This is a genomic window from Phytohabitans flavus, from assembly GCF_011764545.1.
GTDB classification, from domain to species: domain Bacteria; phylum Actinomycetota; class Actinomycetes; order Mycobacteriales; family Micromonosporaceae; genus Phytohabitans; species Phytohabitans flavus.
On record NZ_AP022870.1, the window covers coordinates 7,327,177 to 7,349,612 of the forward strand.

A 22,436-nucleotide genomic window follows, 5' to 3' on the forward strand; every position below is an offset into this window, starting at 1 on the left:
CACAACCCCCAAGCTGAAGGGGTGCGCCTCATCCCCACCCTCTTCGCCGCCGTCCTCGTCCTGTCGGGCTGTGTTCCGGTCGAGGACAGCACCGGCACGACCGGCGCGCCACCCGATTCCGGCGACTCGGCCCGGCTGCTCGGCCAGCTCACGGTGGCCAAGGCTGGCTCGATGCGGGGGTACAGCCGCGACCGATTCCCGCACTGGCGCGACGCCGGCCGCAACTGCGACGTACGCGACACGGTGCTCGAGCGGGACGGCAAGGACGTCGAGCTCAGCGGCTGCAACGTGGTCAGCGGGCGGTGGGTGAGCGTGTACGACGGGCGCACCCTCACCAAGCCGTCCGACGTGGACATCGACCACATGGTGCCGCTCGCGAACGCGTGGCGGTCCGGCGCCGACAAGTGGAACGACGACCGCCGCGCCGACTTCGCCAACGACCTCACCCGGCCGCAGCTGCGCGCGGTCTCGGCCTCGTCCAACCGGTCCAAGGGCGACCAGGACCCGTCACAGTGGAAACCGGCGAACCGTGACTTCTGGTGCGAGTACGCGGTGGACTGGATCGAGGTGAAGCACTTCTGGCAGCTCAGGATCACCGCGGACGAGAAAGCGGCTTTGTCGGACATGCTGGACACTTGCCCGGCTGGGCGGGAGTAGCGTCCTTACACTGCGGTGATGGCCGAGCAGACCACCGACATCACCGCTGGTCCCGGCGGCGTCATGACCGACGAGGTCGGCGTCGTCACCGGTGACCTGACGCTGCGCAGCGAGCTCTCCGGCAAGGACGTCACCCTCCGTGTCCAGTACAAGGACGCCGACGAGTGGTACACGGTGACCGGCGGCCGGGCCACGCTGAGTGACCCGGCCGACCTCGCCGCAGTGCACGCGATCGCGGTCGCGCTGCTCAACCGTCCCGAGGGCTAGCGCCGCTCGGGTCGTGAAACGCGGAGGGTGAGGCCGCGGGAGCGACGGTCCGGACCACAGCGGACGTCGCGGTAGCTCAAATCTCTTGAATTGATCCTCTATACGTAGGAGCCGGGCTCGCTCGGCGCGGACACCACTGAGGGTGCCTCGCCCTCGTCGCCGGGGCGGACGAGTTGCACCTTCACCTCGTGTGCCCGCAGGGCGCCCGAGGCGATCTGCTCCGCCCAGTGGCAGGCCACCTTGGTGCCGCCCACGTCGCGCAGCTCCGGCCGCTCGTCTGAGCAGCGGGTCGGCTGCGCCCACGGGCAGCGGGTGTGGAAGCGGCAGCCGGCGGGCGGGTTGGCCGGCGAGGGCAGGTCGCCAGCGAGCAGGATCCGCTCGCGCCGGTCTTCGATCTCAGGGTCGGGCACCGGTACGGCCGACATGAGGGCCCGCGTGTACGGGTGCAGCGGCTCGCGGTACAGCCGGTCACTCGGCGCCTCCTCGACCAGCGCACCCAGGTACATCACGCCGACCACGTCCGAAATGTGGCGCACCACCGCGAGGTCGTGGGCGATCACCAGGTACGTCAGGCCGAGTTCCTCTTGCAGCTCGTCGAGCAGGTTGATGACCTGGGCCTGGATCGAGACGTCGAGTGCGGAGACCGGCTCGTCGGCGACGATCAGCTCGGGCCCGAGCACCAGCGCCCGGGCGATGCCGATCCGCTGCCGCTGCCCGCCGGAGAACTCGTGCGGGTAGCGGGAGAGCGCCCAGTGCGGCAGGCCGACCGCGTCCAGCGTCTTGTTGATGATCCCGCGCCGTTCGGACCGGCTGGCGCCGATCCCGTGCGCGGCCAAGCCCTCGGTGAGGATGGACTCGACGTTCTGCCGGGGGTCGAGGCTGGACATCGGGTCCTGGAAGATCATCTGCATCCGCCGCCGCATGGCCCGCATCTTGCCCGTGGGCAGCCTGGTCAGCTCGACGCCGTCAAACCGCACCTCGCCCGACGTCGGCCGGGTGAGCTGGAGGATCGCCCGGCCGAGCGTGGACTTGCCGCAGCCCGACTCGCCCACGAGACCGTAGGTCTGGCCGCGCGGCACGGTCAGGTCCACGCCGTCGACCGCCTTCACGTGGCCGACCACACGGTCGAAAAGCACGCCTGTCGTGATCGGGAAGTGGACCTTGAGGTCGCGCACCTCCACCAGCGACTCGGGCGCCTGAGGCGCCAATACCGGTGCTTCCTCAGCTTGCTCTGTCATACCCGAGCCTCCTCTGGCTGGGAGAGAGGGAACGGGTTGACGCACCGGAACTCGTGCCCCGTGTGAGTCGGCGTCATCGCCGGCGGCTCACCGACGCATGCCTCGGTCCGCCGGTCGCAGCGCGGGGCGAAGGCGCAGCCCTCGGTCCACGGCAGCACGTCGCGTACCGAGCCGCGGATCGGCGTGAGCTTTTCGCCGCGCCCCGCGTCGAGACGCGGAATCGAGGCCAGCAGGCCCACCGTGTACGGGTGGCGCCGGCCGGCGAACAGCTCCTTGCGCCGCGCGGTCTCGACCACCCGACCCGCGTAGAGCACGTTGATGGTGTCGCACATGCCCGCCACCACGCCGAGGTCGTGCGTGATCATGATGAGTGCGGTGCCCGAGTCGCGTACCAACTCCTTGAGCAGCTCCAGGATCTGGGCCTGGATGGTCACGTCGAGCGCCGTGGTGGGCTCGTCCGCGATGAGCAGCCGCGGCCGGCAGGCCACGGCCATCGCGATCAGCGCGCGCTGCCGCATGCCGCCGGAGAGCTGGTGCGGGTACTCCTTCAGCCGCCGCGTCGGGTCGGGGATGCCGACCCGGTCGAGCAGCTCGGCGGCCTCTTTGCGGGCGGCGTCGCCGCTCATGCCGCGGTGGCGGACCAGCACCTCGGTGACCTGGATGCCGATCGGCACCACCGGGTTGAGCGAGGAGAGCGGGTCCTGGAAGATCATCGCGATGTCCCGGCCTCGCACGTCCCGCATCGACCGCGGGTCGAGCTTGAGCAGGTCGGTGCCGTCGAAGTCAGCCGACCCGCCGACCCGAACGCCGCGCTGCCGGGGCAGCAGCCCCATCAGCGCGAGCGAGGTCACGCTCTTGCCGCAGCCCGACTCGCCGACCAGGCCGACCACCTCGCCGGCGTCCACACTGAACGAGACGCCGTCGACCGCGTGCACAGTGCGCTGTCCCCGCCGCGCGAACGTGACCGACAGGTCCCGCACATCCAGCAATGGCATGCCGGTCACCTCCGCAGCTTCGGGTCGAGGGCCTCACGCATCGCCTCGCCGAGGAGCGTGAAGCCCAGCGCGGTGATGATGATGCCCACCGCCGGATAGATCGCCAGTTCGGGCCGGATGCCCAGGTACGGCTGCGCGTCCGCCAGCATCAGGCCCCACTCCGGTACGGCGGAGTCGGGGTTGCCGAGGCCGAGGAAGGACAGCGCCGCCACCTCGATGATGGCCGTGGCCAGCGTCAGCGTGGCCTGGACGATGACCGGGGCGAGCGAGTTGGGCAGGATGTGGCTGATCGCGATCTTCGACTCCCGTACGCCGAGCGAGCTGGCCGCCACCACGTAATCGCGGTTGGCCTGCGCGATCATCGAACCGCGCAGCAGGCGAGCGAAGATCGGCACGGACACCACGCCGACCGCGATCATCACGGTGGTGAGGCCCGGCCCGAGGAGGGCCGCCACGCTTACGGCGAGCAGCAGGCTCGGCAGCGAGAGCATCATGTCGACGATCCGCATGAGCACGCTGTCGACAAGCCGGCCCCACCGGCCACCAAGCCCCGCGGCGGCGCCGGCGACCCCGCCGATCAGCACACCGATCGTGAGGCCGATGAGCGTGGCGACGATGCCCACGAGCAGCGTCTGCCGGGCGCCGACGACCATCCGGCTGAACTCGTCCCGACCTTGGTGGTCGTAGCCCAGCCAGTGGTCGGCCGACGGCCCGGGGATGAGCCCCTGGCCGGACTTGACCACGCCCTCGCGGATGCCCATCGTGTCGGTCGGCTCATGCGGGACCAGGAACGGCCCGATCACCGCGACAAGCACGAACACGGTGAGGATGACCGCGCCGACGATGGCCGCCGGGTTACGACGAAGCCGCCGCAGCGCCTCCTGCCAGAGGCTGACACCCCGCTCGTCGTCATGGACAGCGGACAGCTCGGCGAGCCGGTCCAGCTTTTCTTTCTTGCGACCGGGAGCGAGGGTCATGCGACACCCCGAAGGCGGGCCGGGCCAATGTGGCAGGCCGGGTCAAAGGCCCAGGAGCAGGCTTCATCGGACCCTCACCCTCGGGTCGATCAGGCTGTACGAGACGTCGACCAGCAGGTTTACCAGCGCGAAGACCACCGCGATGATCATGATGAAGCCCATCAGCACCGGGTAGTCGAGGTTGCTGATCGCGTCCTTGATAAACGCGCCGATCCCGCTGAACGCGAAGACCGTCTCCGTGAGTACCGCGCCGGAGAGCAGCAGACCGGTCAGCAGACCGATCGAGGTGGCGACCGGCAGCATCGCGTTGCGGAGCACGTGCCGGCGGCGCACGGTGCGCTCGGTCAGACCCTTGGCCTCGGCGGTGCGCACGAAGTCTTCGCCCAGTACCTCCAGCACGCTCGCCCGCGTGATCCGCACGATGATCGCGAGCGGGATGCTCGCCAGTGCGATGCCGGGCAGGACGAGATGCCATATCGCGTCCGCGGCCGCATCCCACTCCCGGGTTAACAGGCCGTCGAGCACAAAGAAGTTGGTGATGTGGGTGGCGTTGATCGAGGCATCCTGCCGGCCGATCGTGGGAAACCAGCCGAGGTTTTCCGCGAAGATCGCCTTCAGCACGTACGCCAGGAAGAAGATCGGTATGCAGGTGCCCAACAGCGAACCGCCGACCGAGGCCTGGTCGAGGATCGAGCCCCGGCGGCGGGCGGCAAGGTAACCGAGTGGGATACCCACGCCGATCGCGATGATCATGGCCGTGATGGTCAGCTCGACCGTGCCGGGGAAGCGCTGTAGGAACTCGGTGGTCACCTCGCGCTTGGTGGAGATCGACGTACCAAGGTCGAGCTGGACCAGGCGCTTGACGAAGCGGCCGTACTGGATCGGGAGCGGCTCGTCCAGACCCAGGCTTTCCCGGATCTGCGCGCGCGACTCAGGTGTGCCGCGCTCGCCGAGGAGCGCGGTCTCCGGACCGCCCGGCAGGCGGTGCAGCCAGATGAAGAGAAGGATCGACAGGCCGAACAGCGTGGGAACCAGCTGGAGCAGCCGTCTGACGATGAATCGGAACACGGGCGCCTCGGCGGTTGTAGAGGGCCGCGCGGGCGGGCACCTGGTGAGTGCCCGCCCACGCGTTCCTACCTATCTATATGTTTCAGGACTTGAACTCGGCGGTGGCGAACCGCTCATCCGTGAGCGGGCTGGCCTTGACGCCGGTCACGTCCTTACCGAGGACAAGAGCGGGAGGCGAGTGGGAGATCGGCACGCCGGGCAGGAACTCCATGATGTCGGCGTTGAGTTCCTTGTAGAGCGCGTAGCGGGCAGCCGCGTCGGCGGTGCTGTCAGCCTTCGCGAACTTCTCGAAGAGGGCGGGGTTGTTGAAGCCCCACTCGTCCTTCTGCCGGGCGAAGAACGTACCGATGAAGTTGTAGCCGTCGCCGTAGTCGCCGGTCCACCCGAGCATGTGCAGGTCGTGGGCGCTGCCGGAGGTGGTGGCGTTGAGGTAGTCCGGCGTCCACTTCAGCGGGATGGCCTCGACGTTGATGCCGACTGCCTTCAGGTCGGCCATCATCAGCTCGGCGAGATCCTTCGGGCCCGGCATGTACGGCCGGGTGACCTCGGTCGGGTAGTGGAAGCGCAGCGTCAGGTTGGAGGCGCCGGCCTGAGCCAGCAGGTCCTTGGCCTTCTGCACGTTGTAGTCGTACTTGGTGACCTGGTCGTTCCAACCCTCGACAGTGGACGGCAGGAACTGCGTCGCCACCTCGGCGCCCGGCGGCAGCTTCGAGTCGACCAGGGCCTGGCGGTTCAGCGCGTACGCGATCGCCTGGCGCACCCGGACGTCCGCGAGCTTCGGGTTGCCCTTCTGGTTGATCGCCAGGTAGAGGATGTTGAACGCCGGCCGGGTCAGGACGTTGAAGCCCTCGCTCTTGAGCGGCTCGACGTCGGGCGGACCCACCAGGTCGTACCCCTGGATGTCACCGGAGCGGAGTGCCTGCTTGCGCGCGTTCTCGTCGGAGATCGTACGGAAGACGAGGGTCTTCAGCTTGGCCTTGTTGCCCCAGTAGTCCTCGTTGCGCTCGATGGTCAGCGTCTTGTCCGCCACGTTCCACGCCTTGAACTTGAACGGGCCCGTGCCGGTCGGGTGCTCCATCGCATACGACGGGTACTTGATGTCGTCGGCGGTGCCGGAGACGTTGCTCGCGTCGAACTCCTGCAGCGCCTTCGGGCTGTGGATCGAGAACGAGGGCAGCATCAGGGCGGCCGGGATCTTGCTGGACACCGCCGTGAAGGCGAGGTCGACCGTCGTCGTGTCCTTGACTGTGCACGACTTGAAGAGGCTCGGCGGGAGCTCGGCGTCCTCGTTCTTCGCGAAGCCGCCCATGACGTCCTGCCAGTACGCCGTCACGTCCGCGCTCTGCATGAGGCCGGTCGCGTTGTACCACCGGTTGAAGTTGACGCAGACCGCCTCGGCGTTGAACTCCGTACCATCGTGGAACTTCACGCCAGAACGCAGCTTGAAGGTCCAGACCGTGCCGGTGGAGTCCGGCGTCCAACTCTCGGCCAGACCCGGGGTGACCTTCGTGCCGCCCTCCTCGGGCCGGACCAGGGTCTCGAAGATCTGGCGGGCAACACGCAGCGACTCACCGTCGCTGGCGAGGCTGGGGTCGAGCACCTTGGGATCTCCGGCGGTGCCGAAGACCAGGGTGTCTTTGGTGCTCTGGCCGGAGCCTTCATTGTCGCGCTCGCTCTCGGCACAGCCGGCTACCGCGAGGGCCGCGACCGCAACGACCGCGATGGCGGCCTTGGGCCTTGCTGCACGCATGGTGCTTCACCTCGTCCTTGGGGTACGGACATACGCGGTGACGGGGGTCACCGATGGGCGCGACATTAGCGGGCACCCTCAGGCGCCGGTAACCAGCCGATAAGGGGTTGGTATCGGATCGTGTCCTTACGACCACGGTCCCCACTCAGAAGATCGACAAGGCGTCGGGAAACGAGTGGTTTGTCCTAAATTAGTCGATGCAGAGTTGTTACATCACGAGGATGTTTCACGGGCACGGTGTCAGATAGCCCGGCGCCCCTCGAATGCCCTACCCAACGTGATCTCGTCGGCGTACTCGAGATCGCCACCGACCGGAAGGCCACTGGCGAGGCGGGTGACCGAGATGCCCATCGGCTTGACCAGCAACGCGAGATAGGTGGCTGTCGCTTCGCCCTCGGTGTTGGGGTCGGTGGCCAGGATGAGCTCCTTGATCTCGCCCCCGCTCAGCCGCGCCATGAGCTCGCGGATACGCAGGTTGTCCGGGCCGATGCCCTCCAGCGGGTTGATCGCCCCGCCGAGCACGTGGTAGCGCCCGCGAAACTCCCCGGTCCGCTCGATCGCCACCACGTCCTTTGGCTCCTCGACCACGCACAGCACCTCGTCGGTACGGCGTGGGTCGCGGCAGATCCGGCACTGCTCCGACTCGGCCACGTTGTAGCAGGTCGTGCAGAACCGCACGAGCTCCTTGACCTTGCGCAACGCGGTGGCCAGCCGGGTGACGTCCGCCGGGTCGGCGGAGAGAATGTGGAACGCGATCCGCTGAGCACTCTTCGGACCCACACCGGGGAGCCGGCCCAACTCGTCGATCAGGTCCTGGATAGCGCCTTCGTACATGTGCTGTGCTGTCTGCGCTTAGAAGCCGGGCAGGCCGAGGCCGCCCATCCCGCCCGTCACCGGGCCCATCTTCTGCTCGGTCAGCTTGCGCACAGCGTCGTTGGCGCTGTGCAGGGCGGCGAGCACGAGGTCTTCGAGCGTCTCGACGTCGTCGGGATCGACCGCCTTGGGATCGATCTTCACCGACTTCACCTCGCCGGAGCCGGCGATCGTGACCGTCACCAGACCGCCGCCGGCCGCGCCGGTCACCTCGGTCTCGGCCAGCTCGGCCTGAGCTTCGGCCAGCTGCTGCTGCATCTTCTGCGCCTGCTTCATCAGCTGCTGCAGGTTGGGCTGTCCACCGGGGCGCATCGCCGTCTCCTCGTTCGTCGATTCCGTGTCAGCCTAGACCTCGCCGATCTTCTCGGCGCCGAAGGTCTGCTGCAACAACTGCATTGCCTGCTGCTCGCTACTCTGCCGTGCGGTGCGCTCGTCGACCACATCGTCGGTCGGCTCGTCGCCCGGGTCGAAACCCTCATACGCGGCCGCCGCTGTGGGCGGGCTCGCGACGGCCGCATTCGGCCGCGGGCCGTCAAATTCCGGGTCGTAGGGAGGCTCACCCGCCCAGGTGGTGTCGGCCGTGGGAGCGACGGGGGTACGGGCGCCACGTCCAGCCGCGGCGGCGCGGGCCGCCGCCAGTCCGTTGGACTCGACGCGCGCGACGGGTGGCGGCGCCTCCGGCGCGCTGCCGCCAGGAGTGGCTTTCGTCTCCGGCTTGGCCACCCCGCCTGGACGGGCGGGCTCGGGCCAGTCGTCGGTCGCTGCTCTATCCGCTCTTTGCGGCGCTCTGTCCTGGGCCGGTGCGCCTCTGTCCTGGGCCGGCGCTCGCGCGGGGCCGGTGGTCTTTCCGGGGCCGGCGCTCTTTCCGACGCGGGCCGCGCGGCCGCTGGGCGCTGGTCTCCGGCGACCTCGCAGCGCAGCTCCCAGCGGGCGCCGAGCACCTCGTATATGGCGTCGCTGAGCACGCCGGCTTCCTTGGACATCATCGACGCGAGCACCGTCGACTGGAAGGTCAGCACAAGCGCGTTGCCATCGAGGTCGCGGACTGTCGCGTTGCGGGCGAGAGCGGCGATCCGCTTATTGCGGCTGTTGACCATGCCGAGGATCTCGTCCCACGACCGGCGCACACCGGCGACATCGAGTTGCGGCGGCAAGCTGCTACCCGGACGCTCCGGCTCGGGCGTGGCCGGGTCGTCCATGACCGCCTGCGGTGCAGCTTTCTTCTCTGTGGGTCTTTCCTCGGGCTCTGGCTCTCTCGCCGCCGGCTGCGTCGCTTGCGGCTCGCTTGCCCGTGGCGCTTGCGGCTCGCTTGTCCGTGGCCTGGTCGGCTCGCTTGCTCTTGGCTGCGCGCTGGCTGCGTCGCTTGCTCTTGGCTGCGGCCTTGCTGGCTCGCTTGTTGTCGGCTGCGGCCTTGCCGGTTCGCTTGCTCTTGCCGGCTCGTGCGCTTCTTGCGCGACGCTGCCCGCGATCGCGAACCGCCGCTCCACCCGCTCCAACCGCTGTAGCAGGTCCTCGGTCGCCTCGGCGCCCGGCAGGAGCATGCGCGCGGTGATCAGCTCCAGCAGCAGCCGTGGCGCGGTGGTGCCGCGCATCTCGACCAGCCCGTTATGCACGATGTCGGCGCATCGCGAGAGCGTGGCCGGCCCGAGCCGCGCCGACTGCGCCACCATCCGCTCGATCTGGTCGCTCGGCCCGTCGATCAGCCCTTTTGTCGCGGCGTCGGGCACCTGCTGCAACACGATCAGGTCACGCAGCCGCTCCAGCAGATCGGACGCGAACCGCCGCGGGTCATGCCCCGCGTCCGCGACCCGGTCGATCGTCCCGTACGCCGCGGCGCCGTCCCCCGCCGCCAGCGCGTCGCACATCTCGTCGATCAGGGCAACGTCCGTCACACCGAGCAGCGCGACCGCCCGCGCGTATGTCACGCCCTCCGACCCGGCGCCGGAGATCAGCTGGTCGAGCACCGAGAGCGTGTCCCGGGCGCTGCCACCGCCGGCCCGCACCACCAGCGGGAACACCGCCGACTCGACCTTGACACTCTCGGTCGCGCAGAGCTGCTCCAGGTAGGGGCGGAGCACGGCCGGCGGGATCAGCCGGAAGGGGTAGTGATGCGTACGCGACTTGATCGTGCCAAGAACCTTTTCCGGCTCGGTCGTCGCGAAGATGAACTTGACGTAGTCCGGCGGCTCCTCGACAAGCTTGAGCAGCGCGTTGAAACCCGCCGACGAGACCATGTGCGCCTCGTCGATCACGTAGATCTTGTATCGGCTCGTCGCCGGCGCGAAGAAGGCCCGCTCCCGCAGCTCACGCGCGTCGTCGACACCACCGTGGCTGGCCGCGTCGATCTCGATGACGTCGATCGATCCGGCCCCGTCATTGGCCAGCGACTTGCACGAGTCACACTGGCCACACGGCTCCGGGGTCGGCCCCTGCGCGCAGTTGAGCGAGCGGGCGAGGATCCGGGCACTCGACGTCTTGCCACACCCGCGGGGGCCGGAGAAGAGGTAAGCGTGGTGCAGGCGCCCGCTCCGCAGGGCCTGCGACAGCGGCTCGGTGACGTGCTCCTGCCCGATGACCTCTGCAAACGTGCGGGGCCGGTACTTGCGGTAGAGCGCCAGTGCCACTCTCGCCGCCTCCTCTCGACCGCGCCATTCTCCCCGCCCGCCCGGCAGCTTGCCAGCGGGGTACGACACTCGCCCAGGTCCTTCTCGGCCTGCATTGCGGTGATCTCCCGCCGGCCTTGCGGTTGTCCCCCCGCCGCTGGCTTCGTGGGGTGGTCGCGCCAGCTTGGCGGGCGGTCCCCCGCCGGTTTTGCGGTGGTCCCTGCCAGCTTGGTGGTCCCCCGCCGGCTTCGGGATGGTCTTTCGCCGCATGAAAAGGCCCCCCGTGCACCCGTCAGAGCCCGCTTATCCTTGCTGCCTTCCGGCCCTGGGGAGGTTCACAGGGTGTACGCCGCACGAGGGGCACCACCAAGTCTAGCGGGCACTCTCCGCAACCGCAGGAGGCGGGGCCGCGCGAGGCGCCGTGTGCCTGCTTCGTCCCGACCGCCGGGTGCCTGTACTCTGTCCGGCGGAGGATTCGCCTAGAGGCCTAGGGCGCACGCTTGGAAAGCGTGTTGGGGGCAACCCCTCACGAGTTCGAATCTCGTATCCTCCGCTCCCTGAGCAGCACAAAGGCCCGGAGGGTTGCCCCTAGACCCCCCGGGCATTGAGCTTGCGGTCTCAGTTTCGGTCTCAATTGGGCCTGACGAGCGCTCCTGCGGCGCCGTCATCCGGGTCGGACGGCTCCTCTGTGACGCCGGCCGCACCACCATCGACTGGTCCGTTGCCATGCATCTCCCGTAGTGGGTGCCCAGGGATGTGAGGGGTGCAGTTCGCCCTGTGACGTTGGTCCTGAGTGCCCATCGGATGCGATGGCCTCAAACCGTGGGGGCCGGGGAGGGATGGCGCACGGAGCCGCAGAACGGCCGCTGAGAGCCACGCCGAACCAAGATTTGCTACGTCCTGATGTCTTGTCTTGGATCCGCTCTGAGAGGGTTGGCGAGCGAGGTGATCGCGGCCGGCGCTGCGAGGTTTCGCGTCTTGTAGACAGGAACGGAACATCTCGGGGTCTTCAGCATCTCGGTAAAGGTGCATCTGACCAGGTCAGATGTCTGTCGAGATGAACCCCTGCCGACCCGAACCCATCTCGACAAACGGACTTCATCTCGACAAAAGGGGTACCGAGACGCCAAGATTGACGATTCTCTATGGATCTCACCTCGGCAGGGTGTTTCCCAGGTAGGTGGCTTGTCTTGCCGAGATGCCGAAGACCCGAGATGTTCCAACCCCTGTCTTTAGTCGTCCCGGCGTTCGACCCAATAGACGGCCCGGTTGCCGCGCTCACCGACACCCGCACCCCGAGCAGATCGCCCATCAACCCAGCCACCCGCCCATACGGCAGGAACTGCACGGCCCGGGCATAGACGGGGGCGGCCTCGACGTTCACGCCGTACTGCACCCGCCCGGACGCGCCCTGCGGGACAGTGACCCGCCCACACCCGGCACACTCGACCGCGATCAGCTGATGCTGGGTGACCACCGGCCGCGCACGGGCAACTCAACCACCTGCCGCCGCTGCCGCCCATACTCACGACCCTCGGACAGGTCAGCGCCACCGGCAGGGCCGGCACACTGATCCGGCCGATGCTCCACCACCTGATCGGGGTCCGCGACCAACTCCAGCGTCGACCCCGACGCCCCCGCCTGCTTACCCCGCCGCCGGCCGCTGCGAGTTCAACCCCAGCCGATGCCGCAGTTCGGCATTCTCGGCCCGCAGCCGCGAGTTGTCCACCCGCAGCCGCTCAACCTCAGCCCGCAGCTCAGCCACCACCGCCACAAGCTGCTCAACCGAGTCAAGCTGCGGGACCGAGTGAAGAGCCAAGATCATGCCAGCCACAACCGCCACAGTGGACGGCGCCCCTTACTCAGCCCATCCTCTCAAGCTGAAGACGTACTGGCTCGTGATACTTTCCGCGCCACGCCGACGCGGTGCTCGACGACCCTCCGTTTTCTCGATATGAATGGTCCCGTAGGCCTACTGACCTGCGCGAATGCCGGTTCTGTCGGTCCTCACCGCTAACGTCCAGCCTCGCGAAGACTACGACGTACGACGAAGGGAAGCGCCTCCCTATGAGCCGACCCGCCAAGCGTGCCGCCGAAGTGCGGCAAGCAGATTCGGAGCCTGCCGCAGCTCGCGCCAAGCTCGGTACTGTCACCGTCAGCCAGCTCTCGGATTGGGAGCAGGATCTGCTGGAGCCGAGCCTCACGTTCACGCCTGGCGATGCCCGCAAGACAGGCCTGGAGGACGACTCCGTCGACCTGATCGTGACCTCGCCCCCGTACTGGAACAAGCGCGACTACGGCCACTCCGATCAGATCGGCCTGGAGCCGACACCGGACGCCTACGTTGCGTCCATCATGGAGTGCCTGGACGAGTGGAAGCGTGTCCTCCGTCCGCACGGCTCCGTCTTCCTCAACGTCGGCGACACCTACTTCAACAAGTCCCTCCTCGGCATCCCCGGCCAGATCGAGTGGCAGGCCGCGAAGGGCGACTGGCTCATCCGCAACCGGATCATCTGGGCCAAGGATTCGGGCATGCCCGACCCCGTGAAGAACCGGCTGGCCAACCGCCACGAGTACGTCATCCACCTGACCTATAAGCCCACGTACTACTACGACCTGGTGGGCTACTCCGAGGCGTTCGGTAACGGCGCGAACCCGGGCGACGTTTGGACGATCAACCCGGAGCGGAACATGGGTGCTCACCTCGCGCCCTACCCGCGCGAGCTCGTCAAGCGCGCTATCACCCTCGCTGCCCCACCCCAGGTCTGCACGACCTGCGCGGTGCCCCGTCGCCGCGTGATCGAGCGGACCGCTGAGCTCGACCCGTCACGCCCCCAGGCGAAGCGCGCGATGGAGCTGGCCAAGGAGAAGGGCCTGACTCCCGAGCACATCCGAGCCATCCAGGCATTCGGTGTTTCCGACGTCGGCAAGGCCACCAAGTTCCAGAACGGCACCGGTCGCAACAGCCTGGAAGTGCAGCGTCTGGCTGCCGAGGCAAAGGTGGCGCTCGGCGGCTACTTCCGTGAGTTCACCTTCGCCAAGAAGCGCACCGTCGGCTGGACTGACTGCGGCCACGGCACGCCCGCTCGTGGCGTCGTGCTCGACCCCTTCGCCGGCACCGGGACCACTCTCAAGACAGCCATCGAGGAGGGTCGGGACGCGATCGGCGTCGACCTCGTCAACTGGATGGATCAGCCGGAGGTCGGCGCCTGAGTTACGTCGAGACCTGCAAGGCCAGCTACGACACTCGCCATGTCGGCGAGGGCGGCATCGACCCCGGCGTCTGACGACAGATCGAGTCGGTAGTCGTAGACATCGACCGAACGCACGCGGCCCACATAGACGAGACCCTTCGTTCCCTTGATCCACGGGTGGATCAGAAGGGTGAATGGCAGGTCGTAGCGAAGCGCGTACGTGACGGCCTGCTCCACCTCACCCCGCTCGGGCAGCGTGTCCGTGTCGGCGTTCATGCCATGGATCGTGTTCTTGACCTCGGCGATCAGCGGGAACGAGCTGTCGAGCGTCTTGAGAACCACGTCAGGCTGCGCCTTGCCCGGATCCCGGCTTGCGAGCGCGGCCATCGGCGTGCCGAACGGCGCCGGAAGCGGATTGGGCACGTCGTACAGGTCGATCCGTCCGGCATCCGTGTTTCCGTCGACAACCTCGGCAGGCCAGCCGTTCGTCGCGGCGTGCTTCGCCAAGCTCACCCGTACGAAGTTCTCGAACAACTTGTTGGTGTCGATCAGGAGCGATCGGAGCCGCACGTCGCTGCCGCCCAGTTCCAGCGCGATCCCGACGCCTTGCAGGATCACGATCGAGAGATCGAGCACCGGCCGGTAGTAGGAGCGCGGATCCGGGAGTGGGATCAGGCCGAGTACCTGCGGATCGTCCAGGAAGCGGTAGTCGGGGTCCTCGGCCACTTCCTCGAAGGCATGGAAGTGTCCAGCGAGCCGCGCCAGTTTCGCGCGGTCGCCCTTGCGAGGCTTCGACCTCGTCTTCGACAGGTGCCCGTGAATGACATCCATCGCGGCCTTCACGCAGCGGTTCGCCGGTGTGTCGACCGTGCGCTCAAACCAGGAGTAGGCCGCCTTGTTCGGGACGCCCCGAGCCGCGAACCGCTGCATGGTGCGCGTGACGTCGATACGTCCATGCGGGAAGTGCCCTTCTCCCTCACGTCGCTCATAGGCACGGAGCAGGCCGGCGTCGAGCAGCTCATCAACGTAGTCGAGGAGCGCGTCAGTGTAGATGTCCATCGCCCAGTCATCGGCGGTCCCGCGACCTGAGTACTCCCGGTCCAGCGTCGCGAGCGCCAGGACGTTGTGGCCGGTGTCGCGCACCATGCGCGTGAGGTTGGCGATGGGGACTCGTGGCTTCACTCGGACGACGACGCGATCGTTGATCGGGATCACGCCCACATACGACGTGGCCTGCAACCGCAGGACGCCCTTCTTGAAGTTGGCGCGGAGGATGTCGCGGCCGTCGATCTCCGAGTTGAACTGTGTCTCGTGACCCTCGCTCAGCCACAGGCTCGCGTCGACGTCGATGTGGTCGTACTCGACACAGTCGATCACCAGGACGCGGTCGCGAACTTCGGTCATGTCGTGGCCCCAGGCTCAGGGGGTGGTGTCTCGCTCGACTCCGGGGTCTGAGGCTCGGGCAAGACAAAGATGTGGTTCCAGGCGGTCTCAAGATCGGCACGGGTGTTCTGGTCGCGCCGGAACGCTCGCTGCACCACGTACCTGAGCTGGTAGTCCCAGATGTCCTTGAGGCTGGCTTCGTCGCTGGCCGTCGAGAAGTAGGCGTGCCCGACTGCTGCCGCCGCGTTCCTGTTGGCCAGCCCATTGATCCGACTGAACCACCCCAGGACCCTGTTCTTGAGGGCGTCGTCCATGCCGTTGTCAGTCAGGATCTCATCCAGCAGATCCTTGTCCGGATCCATCGTGACCTTGGCGAAGCGGCGCTCAAAGGCGGCGTCGACTTCGTCCACGCCACGGTCGAAGGGGTTCATGGTTGCCAGAATGACGAAGTTGGACGGGACCTTGATCTCGTTGCCGTTGGCGATGGTGAAGGGAAGCTCACGCTTCGTTCGCTCGACATAGGTCAGCGCCTCACCGAATACCCTGCCCACGTCGGCTCGCGACAGTTCGTCGATGACCAGGACGTAGGTGTTGTCCGGGTCGGTGTCCGCGTCGAGGACGAGCTTGAGAAACGGCCCCTCCTTGTAGGCGAACCCACCCTCGTCCTTCGGGCGAAACCCGAGCATGAAGTCTTCGTACTGGTAGCTCGCATGGAACTGGACGAACCGGTAGCGCCGCTTGTCACCACCGGTCATGACCTGGGCTGCTGCGGCCGCGAAGAAGGACTTCGAGGTACCCGGGGCCCGGAGAGGATGACGCCACCGGAGATCTTCGCCAGCCGGGTGATCTCCTGGATCATCGGGTGATCGGCAGGGATGTCCGGCGTGTCCGGCGACGAGGAAGCATGACTGGCCGCAGCCGCCGCCTGCACCCCGACATCGAGGTCATCTGCCGTCAGAGTTCTGACGCCAGGTACCAGCTGCTCAAGCATCGGCCGGCTCCCCATCAGCGTGCCGGACGACACCGGCTCGAACCAGTCAAACGACACCTCGGGCACGCCGGGGAGAAGAGGCGCGCGAACTCGTCGTCGGTCTCCGGCGGGTAGTCGAACTTGGAGCGGAAGCCGCTGATGACGTCCTCGGCGGTCGGCTCGCCGGTCAACACGAAGCCATCGTTGCGAAGGAAGTACGCGCCAAGCGCCAGAGCTGAGACCGGCTTGTTGTACAACATCTGTTGCAACGCGAGGTCGACGTGGTTATCAGGCATCACGTATTGTCGGTCTTCCGTCAGCCACGGAGCCCCTCGCCGGATCGAGGTCGGTGACCAGCTCCCCGGAATATTCGTCGCACGCCAGAAGGTCGATAGCGGCTTGCCCGTACGCCTTCCCCGGTCGATGAGTGGGAAGTAATAGGGCTTCGTCGGGTGGCCAGGCATCCTGATGAGGCCAAGGAGTTCGTCCGACGATGCCGAGGCCTCGGCCAACGCCCCAGCCAGATGCTGCTTACGCAGGTACAGGTACATGACGAACGTTGGGTGGAGGCGTTGCGCCCCGAGTGTGTCGATACTCCAGCGCACGGCATCCTTCGTCAGGACGTGCGTCGGCACAAGCGCATCTTCAGGCACAGCGGTCAGCGTAGTAGTCACGACTGACATCTACCGGGAGAACCTCCTCCCGCGGCTCGCGGGCGAGGTATTGGAGCCAGATGAGAAGCGATCAACGATCGTCAGGACCTCGTCCGCGGACCACCGGAAGGACGGCCTCACCGCCTCCTCGACAGGCGGCGAGATCCAGTTCTGGCGGGTCCGGAGGATGTCTGGATGCGACGCGGCGTGCGCAAGCACGTTGAGGGCAGCGAGAAGCTCCGGCCCTTCCATCGAGGGCAACACGTGGCGCAGGAGGATCGGCGGCCGGGGGTCGTGCCGACCGAGCGTCCAGCAGTTCCCGACGCCTCGGCACCGGATATGGCATCCTCGGGATCGACCAGGAGAAGGTAGGCGGCGTCTGCTGTTGCGTCGAGATACCTGGCCGCGTAGTCGATGAACGCACTAAACGAGTCATCGTCCAGCACGGCAGTGACCGACACCTCGGTCTGATGGTCCGACTGCAAGCCAGGATCGAAACTCTCATCGCCCGCGATAACGCGTGCCCTGGCGAGCCGGCTCAAGTTGCACCAGCGAATGACATCCTCGGCTGGGTCGTAGACTACGCCGATGATCGGGACCGTGGAGGAGCGCCAGTACTGCCAATCAACGGGAGTCACGGGAACGATCCACCTCCCCTGCCGACGATAAGTAGGTCCGCTCTTCACCTGCACGCCGATGCCACCGTGATCTGACCGCCGAGGGCGATGTCGACGTTGAGATCACGGCCGTAGTCCGATCGCCCGTCCACCTAGTCGACCACAAGGCCATGACGCTCCAGCAACGCGCGAACCGCGTTGACTCCAGCCCGCTCCGAGCCGTGGCCGACGTAGACGCTTGCGTACCGGTGCGTCGTCGGAGGTGGTCATGGCGAGACGGTACGCCGTACCACCGACGCGACCGCTCAATCCTTCCGACGAGCTCGGCTCAACCGCAGGGACACCCTGCCGAGTGATCCCAAGTCGGCATCCGATTTCGGTGTTACTCAAGCCCTCGGTGTGTAGCCGGTGCAGCTCGGCCACCTGCTCAGCGGAGAGCTGTCCACGCGACCGGATCTCTACGCCTGCGCCCCTCAAGTGGTCGAGGACGGTGTTGTCGGCGACTCCTTACTTGCGGCGACGAGAATGCATTCCATGCCGGCCTGATAGTCCGCCACGATCCTCTCGATCTCATCGGCCATGGGCGGTGAACCAGTGTCACGCCGTCAACTTCGGCGTTTCCCATCGCTCCGCACGGCGACTTCGCTCGGCCGACGCCCAGCCTTGGCGATGCTGACCTCTGTTGCGGAGGGGGTCGAGTGCCGTCCCAGCACCTCCGCTCTCTCGAAGGCCCAGTCGCCGCTGGCTGCCGGGCCTCTCTCTTGCCTACCCCGTCGTACACATGTGCTATCCACACCCTGTGGACAGCCCCTGGGGACACAGCGAGCCAGGACCGGACACAGAGACGCCCGGCGACCATGCGATCAGCCGGGCGTCAGCGATTGAGAGCGGTGGCGGCGGGATTTGAACCCGCGGAGGGCTTGCACCCTCACACGCTTTCGAGGCGTGCTCCTTAGGCCACTCGGACACACCACCGCCGAGAAGGGTACCCGACCGGTGGGGGCACCTCGGGGCGGCATGCCGCCTGGCAAGATCGGCGTCATGAGTACGCACATCGGCGCCAAGCCGGGCGAGATCGCGGAGCGGGTCCTGATGCCGGGCGACCCGCTGCGGGCCAAGTGGATCGCGGAGCACTACCTCGAGGACGCCAAGTGCTACTCGACGGTCCGCAACATGTTCGGCTTCACCGGGGCGTACAAGGGCGTCCGCCTATCGGTGCAAGGCTCGGGCATGGGCATGCCGTCCGCGTCGATCTACGCCCACGAGCTGCTCAACGAGTACGGCGTGAACACCCTCATCCGGGTCGGGTCGTGCGGCGCGCTCACCGAGTCGCTGAAGGTGCGTGACGTGGTCGCGGCCATCGGTTCGGCCACCGACTCGAACATGAACCGTGCCCGCTTCGACGGCCTCATCGACTACGCGCCCGTGGCCGACTTCGGGCTCCTGCGCACCGCCGTCGAGATCGCCGAGCGCCGCGGCGTCCAGATGCGGGTCGGCTCGGTCCTGGCCGCCGACGCCTTCTACACCGACCGCCCCGACCTCTACGACCGCCTGGCCGACTACGGCGTGCTCGCGGTGGAGATGGAGTCCGCCGCGCTGTACACGATCGCCGCCAAATTCAAGGCGCGGGCCCTGACCGTCCTCACGGTCAGCGACCACCTCAAGACCGGCGAACGTACGTCCGCCGAGGAGCGCGAGCGCACGTTCGCCGAAATGGTCGAGATCGCCCTGGAAACCGCGATCGCCGCCTGACACGCCGGGCGGGCGTTGGCTACGGGGTGGAGAGGGCTTCCGTGGGGGCTAGGTGGCTGGCTCTCACCGCGGGGTAGAGGCCGGCTAGGGCGCCGATCAGCAGGGTGGCGGCCAGTCCGCCTCCCATTGCCCATACCGGGACCACCGTGGGCCAGGACTGGGTCGCGGCGTAGACCGTCGTGACCGCCACGCCCAGCAGCACGCCGGCCAGGCCGCCCAGTGCCGAGAGCAGCAGCGACTCGGCCAGGAACTGGATGCGGATCTGGCCACGCGTGGCGCCCAGGGAGCGACGGAGGCCGATCTCGGCGCGGCGTTCCAGCACCGAGATGACCATCGTGTTCGCCACGCCCACGCCGCCCACTAGCAGGGCCACCGCGCCCAGGCCGAGCAGCAGGCCGTTCAGCGCCTCGTCGGTGGCCTGCTTGGCGGCTAGCGCGTCGGAGGGCCTGGAGACCTTGACCTCGTTCGGGTTTTCCGGGTTGGCGGTGGCCGCGAGTACTCCCTGCACCGCCTCCACGGACGACTCCGCCGTGCGGGTGTAGACCGTTGTGGCGTACCCGTCGAAGCCCAGCTCCGACGCAGCGACCGGCCAGCCGACCAGGGCTGCCGTGTCCAGCTCCTCGGCGAGCGGTACCGGCTGGAGCACGCCGACAACCGTGAACCACTGCCCGCCCAGCCACACCTGCACCGACGGGCCGGCCAGGGCCACGCCCAGACGGTCGGCTGCGGCGGAGCCGAGCACGACGGCGGGATACCGGGCGGTCGCGTCGTTGAGCCACGCGCCGCTGGCCACCGTGGCACCGACCGTGTCAGGCAGGTCGGTACGGGCGGCCCGTACCGCGATGCCGCCGGACTGCGTGGTCGGGATCTGGTCGGTGCGGTACACCTGCGCGTCGATGTTGCCGGTCGCGCTCACCGACTCCACCGGCTCGATCCGGTCGATCATCTCGATCGCCTCGTCGGGCAGGTGGGATTCCTCCCCGAAGAGGCTCTGGCCAGGGCCGACGGTGAGCAGGTTGGTGCCAAGGCGGTCCAGCGTGCGGTCCAGCTCGGCGCGGGACGACGTGGAGATGCCGACGACCGCGAGCATGGCCGCGATGCCGATCGCGATGCCGAGTGCGGACAGGAACACCCGCATCGGCCGGGCTTGCAGGCCTGCCGCGCCCACCCGCAGGACGTCGGTGAAGGCCAGGCGCGCGGGCTTCACGACCGCACCTGCCCGTCACGCATGGCCACCTGCCGCGGCAGCGACGCGGCGATGTCCCGGTCGTGGGTGATGACCACGACGGTGGTACCGGTGGAGTGCAGGTCGTGCAGCAGCGCCATCACCGCCGCGCCCGAAACGGAGTCGAGGTTGCCGGTGGGCTCGTCGGCCAGCAGTACCGCCGGCTCACCCACCACCGCCCGCGCGATCGCCACCCGCTGGCGCTCGCCGCCGGAAAGCTCGTGCGGGTCGTGGCCCATGCGGTGCCCCAACCCCACCCGCTCCAGCGCGGCCGTGGCCCGGCGGCGGCGCTCGGCGATGCGAACGCCGCCGTAGAGCAGGCCGTTCGCGACGTTGTCCACTGCGGACACCCCGGCGGCCAGGTGGAACTGCTGGAACACGAAGCCGATCCGGGTGGCCCGCAGCGCGGACAGTTCACGGTCGGAGAGCGCGGATACCTCGTACCCGTCGATGCTGACCGTGCCTGAGGACGGGCGGTCGAGGGTGCCGATCAGGTTGAGCATGGTGGATTTCCCGGACCCGGAGGGTCCGACGATCGCGACAAGCTCGCCTGCGGCGATCGAGAGCGACACGTCGCGCAGCGCGGCCACGCCGCCGGGATAGACCTTGGACACCGAGGAGAGCTGAATCACGTGGGAACCCCACGACCATCCCTTCGGCCAGGCCGTCGCCGGAGACCTCGACCTTCCCGCCGGCGAACATCCCGGTCTCCACCGCTACGTACCGGGTGGTGCCGCCCTCGACGACCTGGAGGCCGTACCCGCCCTCGGCGAGCGCAACGAGCGCGTTGAGCGGCACCGTGAGCACGTTCTCGCGCTTGTCGGACTCGAGGATCACGTCCACCGGCGCCTGGTCGAGCGTGCCGAGCGCCTTCTGGTCGGCCACCGTGACCGTCACCTCGACGGTGGTCTTGTCCTCCTTGGCGACCGCGACGGTACCGACCTCGGCGACAGTGCCGGCGGTCCGCACACCCCGGGCAGCTCGACCGTCGCCGCCAGCCCTTTCTTGACCAGCTGCTGCTTGTCGACTTCGAGGGCGACGGTGACGATGCGGGTGGTGCCCGTGTACGTCAATACCGGCCCGCTGGCGGCGTCGCCCTGGGCCAACTTCAGCTCGGCCACCCGGATCTCCCCCGGCGCCACCACGACCTCGCCGGGCGCCACGGTGCCGGTCTCCTCGCGGCCGAGGTCCTCCTGCCACCGCTCGACCGCGTCCGACGTCGCCGATGTGTACTCGTCGTCAACCGTGAACCCGTCGTAGCCGAGCGCGGCGAGGTTCTTCTCGAACTCCGCCACGTCCGCGCCGGTCACGTCCGTCGTGAGCGGGCGGTAGAGCGGGGTCGAGCCAAAGAGGAGTACGACCGGGTCGTCGTCCACTTCGTACACCGGCTTGCCGCGGGTGAGGGTCGCGCCCTCGGCTGGGAGCCAGGTGAGCGTGCCGCCCGTGCCCTTCGCCTTGATCGCGACCGGGTCGCCGTAGCCGAGCGTGCCGTCCACCGTCTCGGTCTGGATGAGCGTGCCGCGCGCGACCTTCGCGGTCGCCGGCGGGAGCGCGCCGCGTGGTGGCGTGGAGGCGTCCGCGCCGCCGAAACCCACTGCCGCCGCGGCGCCCGAGGCCACCACGAGGACCACCCCACCGGCAAGCAGCGCGGTCCGGCCCCTCACTGGCTACCGCCCTTGCCCCGGAAAGTGAACTTGTCCTCGCACGCCTCCATGGCCGCCTGGAACTTCGGATCGTCCAGGTCGAATGGCAGCTTGCCGCCGTTGAGCCCCAGGAACCCGCCGTCGTTGGGGTTGGGGTCGGGCATGTCGATGCCGTTGGCCCGCATGCACTCGGCCCACTCGCGCAACTGCTCCTGCTGGGCCGGGTCCAGCTCGGTCCGCTCGCCGCCGTTCGGCGCAAGCTCGCGGCACGCCTGGTACGCCTTGACGCCCGCGTCAGAGGCGAGCTTCTTGCGGTCGAAGTCCTGCCCCAGGATCCGGCCGTCGGGGCCAGGATCGGGAAAGTCGGGTATGCCATTGTCCCGCATGCATTGGGCGAACTTCCGTCCCTGATCCGGGTCGGCGCTCGCCGACGGGCTCGCGGCCGCGCCGCCACCGGCGGTGGCCACCCCGCCCGCGTCCGCTCCACCACCACACGCGGATACGAAGGCCAGCGCCACGGCCGCGAGCGGCAGCCAGATACGCAATCTCATCGATGGTCTCCCTCGTCGAA

At 68.0% G+C, this 22,436-nt stretch carries 21 protein-coding genes, 2 tRNA genes, 1 other RNA gene and 1 pseudogene; 5 read left to right on the top strand and 20 right to left on the bottom strand.

Annotation, left to right across the window (positions count from 1 at the left end; translation table 11 throughout):
* The first annotated feature begins 21 nt into the window (after positions 1-21).
* Both Pflav_RS32215 and Pflav_RS32220 read left to right on the top strand, forming a co-directional pair.
* Positions 22-657, top strand: coding sequence for an HNH endonuclease family protein (locus Pflav_RS32215; RefSeq protein WP_232072153.1), 636 nt, complete (start codon positions 22-24; stop codon positions 655-657).
* Positions 658-687: 30 nt separating this feature from the next.
* Positions 688-924 (top strand): annotated as a pseudogene (locus tag Pflav_RS32220) (hypothetical protein); the annotation flags it as partial.
* A 98-nt stretch (positions 925-1,022) separates the two neighbouring features.
* Here the strand turns inward: Pflav_RS32220 and Pflav_RS32225 are convergent.
* From Pflav_RS32225 to ffs, 9 genes are all read right to left on the bottom strand, one after another.
* Entirely contained in the window at positions 1,023-2,162 is a 1,140-nt protein-coding gene (locus Pflav_RS32225; protein WP_173040571.1) for an ABC transporter ATP-binding protein, read from the bottom strand.
* Complete coding sequence (locus Pflav_RS32230; protein ID WP_173040572.1) at positions 2,159-3,157, bottom strand: ABC transporter ATP-binding protein; 999 nt, start codon at positions 3,155-3,157, stop codon at positions 2,159-2,161. Before Pflav_RS32230 ends, Pflav_RS32225 begins: the two co-directional genes overlap by 4 nt.
* 5 nt (positions 3,158-3,162) lie before the next feature.
* The gene (locus tag Pflav_RS32235; protein ID WP_173040573.1) at positions 3,163-4,134 is read right to left on the bottom strand and encodes an ABC transporter permease; all 972 of its coding nucleotides are present in this window, start codon (positions 4,132-4,134) and stop codon (positions 3,163-3,165) included.
* 63 nt (positions 4,135-4,197) lie between these two features.
* Complete coding sequence (locus tag Pflav_RS32240) at positions 4,198-5,202, bottom strand: ABC transporter permease (RefSeq protein WP_173040574.1); 1,005 nt, start codon at positions 5,200-5,202, stop codon at positions 4,198-4,200.
* A gap of 82 nt (positions 5,203-5,284) precedes the next feature.
* Positions 5,285-6,952, bottom strand: a complete 1,668-nt coding sequence (locus tag Pflav_RS32245) for an ABC transporter substrate-binding protein (protein ID WP_173040575.1) — start codon at positions 6,950-6,952, stop codon at positions 5,285-5,287.
* A 240-nt stretch (positions 6,953-7,192) separates the two neighbouring features.
* Positions 7,193-7,786 (bottom strand): recombination mediator RecR, encoded by a 594-nt coding sequence (gene recR, locus Pflav_RS32250; protein ID WP_173040576.1) that lies wholly within the window; start codon positions 7,784-7,786, stop codon positions 7,193-7,195.
* Positions 7,787-7,804: 18 nt separating this feature from the next.
* Positions 7,805-8,137 carry a YbaB/EbfC family nucleoid-associated protein gene (locus Pflav_RS32255; protein WP_173040577.1) on the bottom strand — a complete coding sequence of 111 codons (333 nt, stop codon included), beginning with the start codon at positions 8,135-8,137 and terminating at the stop codon, positions 7,805-7,807.
* Positions 8,101-10,449, bottom strand: coding sequence for a DNA polymerase III subunit gamma and tau (locus Pflav_RS32260; RefSeq protein ID WP_415624355.1), 2,349 nt, complete (start codon positions 10,447-10,449; stop codon positions 8,101-8,103). Before Pflav_RS32260 ends, Pflav_RS32255 begins: the two co-directional genes overlap by 37 nt.
* Before the next feature lie 249 nt (positions 10,450-10,698).
* Positions 10,699-10,793, bottom strand: an RNA gene (gene ffs / locus Pflav_RS32265) — signal recognition particle sRNA small type.
* Positions 10,794-10,896: 103 nt separating this feature from the next.
* Here ffs and Pflav_RS32270 point away from each other — a divergent pair.
* A tRNA-Ser gene (locus Pflav_RS32270) sits at positions 10,897-10,981 on the top strand.
* Positions 10,982-12,073: 1,092 nt separating this feature from the next.
* Here the strand turns inward: Pflav_RS32270 and Pflav_RS32275 are convergent.
* Positions 12,074-12,253, bottom strand: coding sequence for a coiled-coil domain-containing protein (locus tag Pflav_RS32275; RefSeq protein WP_173040578.1), 180 nt, complete (start codon positions 12,251-12,253; stop codon positions 12,074-12,076).
* Between the two features lie 242 nt (positions 12,254-12,495).
* Between Pflav_RS32275 and Pflav_RS32280 the strand changes: the two genes are divergently transcribed.
* The gene (locus tag Pflav_RS32280) at positions 12,496-13,641 is read left to right on the top strand and encodes a DNA-methyltransferase (protein ID WP_173040579.1); all 1,146 of its coding nucleotides are present in this window, start codon (positions 12,496-12,498) and stop codon (positions 13,639-13,641) included.
* On the opposite strand, the gene Pflav_RS32285 is transcribed toward Pflav_RS32280, so the two are convergent.
* The 6 genes from Pflav_RS32285 to Pflav_RS32305 form a co-directional block, all read right to left on the bottom strand.
* Entirely contained in the window at positions 13,620-15,026 is a 1,407-nt protein-coding gene (locus tag Pflav_RS32285) for a 5-methylcytosine restriction system specificity protein McrC (protein WP_173040580.1), read from the bottom strand. The genes Pflav_RS32280 and Pflav_RS32285 overlap by 22 nt on opposite strands.
* Positions 15,023-15,760 (bottom strand): McrB family protein, encoded by a 738-nt coding sequence (locus Pflav_RS32290; RefSeq protein ID WP_197939023.1) that lies wholly within the window; start codon positions 15,758-15,760, stop codon positions 15,023-15,025. Before Pflav_RS32290 ends, Pflav_RS32285 begins: the two co-directional genes overlap by 4 nt.
* Positions 15,757-15,996, bottom strand: coding sequence for a hypothetical protein (locus tag Pflav_RS44190; RefSeq protein WP_197938797.1), 240 nt, complete (start codon positions 15,994-15,996; stop codon positions 15,757-15,759). The genes Pflav_RS32290 and Pflav_RS44190 overlap by 4 nt, the downstream gene beginning before the upstream one ends.
* A 14-nt stretch (positions 15,997-16,010) precedes the next feature.
* On the bottom strand, positions 16,011-16,628 hold the full coding sequence (locus Pflav_RS32295; RefSeq protein WP_173040581.1) for a hypothetical protein: 618 nt from the start codon (positions 16,626-16,628) through the stop codon (positions 16,011-16,013).
* A 137-nt stretch (positions 16,629-16,765) separates the two neighbouring features.
* Positions 16,766-17,320: a DUF4365 domain-containing protein gene (locus Pflav_RS49105; protein ID WP_173040582.1), complete on the bottom strand. Its 555-nt coding sequence runs from the start codon at positions 17,318-17,320 to the stop codon at positions 16,766-16,768.
* An 813-nt stretch (positions 17,321-18,133) separates the two neighbouring features.
* Positions 18,134-18,220 (bottom strand) — tRNA-Ser (locus tag Pflav_RS32305).
* A 66-nt stretch (positions 18,221-18,286) separates the two neighbouring features.
* Between Pflav_RS32305 and deoD the strand changes: the two genes are divergently transcribed.
* Entirely contained in the window at positions 18,287-18,997 is a 711-nt protein-coding gene (gene deoD / locus Pflav_RS32310; protein ID WP_173040583.1) for a purine-nucleoside phosphorylase, read from the top strand.
* Between the two features lie 19 nt (positions 18,998-19,016).
* On the opposite strand, the gene Pflav_RS32315 is transcribed toward deoD, so the two are convergent.
* The 4 genes from Pflav_RS32315 to Pflav_RS32330 form a co-directional block, all read right to left on the bottom strand.
* The gene (locus Pflav_RS32315; protein WP_232072155.1) at positions 19,017-20,204 is read right to left on the bottom strand and encodes an ABC transporter permease; all 1,188 of its coding nucleotides are present in this window, start codon (positions 20,202-20,204) and stop codon (positions 19,017-19,019) included.
* Positions 20,201-20,854, bottom strand: a complete 654-nt coding sequence (locus Pflav_RS32320) for an ABC transporter ATP-binding protein (RefSeq protein WP_173040584.1) — start codon at positions 20,852-20,854, stop codon at positions 20,201-20,203. The genes Pflav_RS32315 and Pflav_RS32320 overlap by 4 nt, the downstream gene beginning before the upstream one ends.
* A gap of 261 nt (positions 20,855-21,115) precedes the next feature.
* Positions 21,116-21,886, bottom strand: a complete 771-nt coding sequence (locus Pflav_RS32325; protein ID WP_232072157.1) for a peptidoglycan-binding domain-containing protein — start codon at positions 21,884-21,886, stop codon at positions 21,116-21,118.
* Positions 21,883-22,416 carry a hypothetical protein gene (locus tag Pflav_RS32330; RefSeq protein ID WP_173040585.1) on the bottom strand — a complete coding sequence of 178 codons (534 nt, stop codon included), beginning with the start codon at positions 22,414-22,416 and terminating at the stop codon, positions 21,883-21,885. Before Pflav_RS32330 ends, Pflav_RS32325 begins: the two co-directional genes overlap by 4 nt.
* Positions 22,417-22,436 lie beyond the last annotated feature (20 nt).

Excerpts from the sequence above, each read along its gene's own strand:
- Pflav_RS32225 (WP_173040571.1), bottom strand. The coding sequence starts at position 2,162 with ATGACAGAGCAAGCTGAGGAAGCACCGGTATTGGCGCCTCAGGCGCCC.
- Pflav_RS32230 (WP_173040572.1), bottom strand. The coding sequence starts at position 3,157 with ATGCCATTGCTGGATGTGCGGGACCTGTCGGTCACGTTCGCGCGGCGG.
- Pflav_RS32235 (WP_173040573.1), bottom strand. The coding sequence starts at position 4,134 with ATGACCCTCGCTCCCGGTCGCAAGAAAGAAAAGCTGGACCGGCTCGCC.
- Pflav_RS32245 (WP_173040575.1), bottom strand. The coding sequence starts at position 6,952 with ATGCGTGCAGCAAGGCCCAAGGCCGCCATCGCGGTCGTTGCGGTCGCG.
- recR (WP_173040576.1), bottom strand. The coding sequence starts at position 7,786 with ATGTACGAAGGCGCTATCCAGGACCTGATCGACGAGTTGGGCCGGCTC.
- Pflav_RS32255 (WP_173040577.1), bottom strand. The coding sequence starts at position 8,137 with ATGCGCCCCGGTGGACAGCCCAACCTGCAGCAGCTGATGAAGCAGGCG.
- Pflav_RS32275 (WP_173040578.1), bottom strand. The coding sequence starts at position 12,253 with ATGATCTTGGCTCTTCACTCGGTCCCGCAGCTTGACTCGGTTGAGCAG.
- Pflav_RS32280 (WP_173040579.1), top strand. The coding sequence starts at position 12,496 with ATGAGCCGACCCGCCAAGCGTGCCGCCGAAGTGCGGCAAGCAGATTCG.
- Pflav_RS32285 (WP_173040580.1), bottom strand. The coding sequence starts at position 15,026 with ATGACCGAAGTTCGCGACCGCGTCCTGGTGATCGACTGTGTCGAGTAC.
- Pflav_RS32290 (WP_197939023.1), bottom strand. The coding sequence starts at position 15,760 with ATGACCGGTGGTGACAAGCGGCGCTACCGGTTCGTCCAGTTCCATGCG.
- Pflav_RS44190 (WP_197938797.1), bottom strand. The coding sequence starts at position 15,996 with ATGCTTGAGCAGCTGGTACCTGGCGTCAGAACTCTGACGGCAGATGAC.
- deoD (WP_173040583.1), top strand. The coding sequence starts at position 18,287 with ATGAGTACGCACATCGGCGCCAAGCCGGGCGAGATCGCGGAGCGGGTC.
- Pflav_RS32330 (WP_173040585.1), bottom strand. The coding sequence starts at position 22,416 with ATGAGATTGCGTATCTGGCTGCCGCTCGCGGCCGTGGCGCTGGCCTTC.